Genomic DNA, 1,043 nt, shown 5'->3' with positions numbered 1-1,043 from the left:
CCTGCTTCTAGATCGACTGATTCTGGTCCTGACACGATATCTTCAAAATCAAACTTTAAAGACGCATCGTTTTCGATGTCGGAATCTCCATATTCAATCACCCCATTTTGATTGGTTACAGCACCATTTAGCCCTACATTAACTGTGACTTTTTCTGCACTTGGATTCGTTAATGTTACCGTAACCGTTTGTTCTTGCCCTTTACTCATTTTTAATTTGTAATAACCAATATTGTCTTCCATTTGATTGTCGGGAAAATTGAGACTATAGGTAAAACCTGTGGCTCCGGCCAAATCATCATTTTCATCTGCATGTGCTGGACTACTAAAAAGGACACTCGGCAAAAGCATCAATACAATTAATGAAACAATTCCTATTACGTTTATTCTTTTTTTCATGTTTATAACCTCATGTCTTTTTATTTTTTTTGCTATGTACAACTACCCTTTTAGGTAAAAAGTAAGCTGGCGAGAAGTCTCGTCAGCTTACTTTCAGTAAAGCTGAAATTATTGAGCGGCTACGACTTTCCAAGTCACTTTCGCTGTGTATGTGTCTACTGCCATATTTGAAGCAGTTGCGGCTGGAACTGTTAGTTTTACAGAGTTCGCGTCTGTTCCATCTTCGTTTTTACCAAAAGCCATAAGGTAACGACCTTTTCCTTCTTCTTCTTCTTGGTCTGCAGTTACAACTGGAAACGCACCATTGCTTTCAGTTAATTGGAAAGCGCCTGTACTTGATGGAGTTGCGTTTGTGTTATCACCTTGTGCGGCTACAAATCCATTACTGAAATCAATTGTTGCACCTGTTAATTTATTCGTATCAGTTCCTGTAAATTGTTGGCTCAATTCTGCTGTTACAGTGTAACCAAATGTACCTCCGGCACGAATGTCACGCCATTGAACGTAAGCACCACGTGTTGTCGCATCGTCACCTTCACCAAAACTTGCTGGTGCAGCGAATGCTGTTACTTCATTTGCAGATGTTTTGATCGTACCAAAATCTAAGTTTGATGTACGTTCGATCATCAATGCACCTAAGTCTGG

Annotated in this window: 2 protein-coding genes; both read right to left on the bottom strand. The window is 39.7% G+C overall.

From position 1 onward, the window contains the following. Positions 1-398: DUF916 domain-containing protein (locus C240_RS03725; protein WP_271491154.1), on the bottom strand; the 398-nt coding region annotated here is incomplete at its 3' end. A gap of 108 nt (positions 399-506) precedes the next feature. Beyond that, positions 507-1,043: WxL domain-containing protein (locus C240_RS03720; RefSeq protein ID WP_271491151.1), on the bottom strand; the 537-nt coding region annotated here is incomplete at its 5' end.

The sequence above is a fragment of the Enterococcus sp. 5H genome (assembly GCF_028128615.1).
Classification (GTDB): domain Bacteria; phylum Bacillota; class Bacilli; order Lactobacillales; family Enterococcaceae; genus Enterococcus_L.
This window is presented reverse-complemented; position numbering and strand designations above follow the sequence as displayed.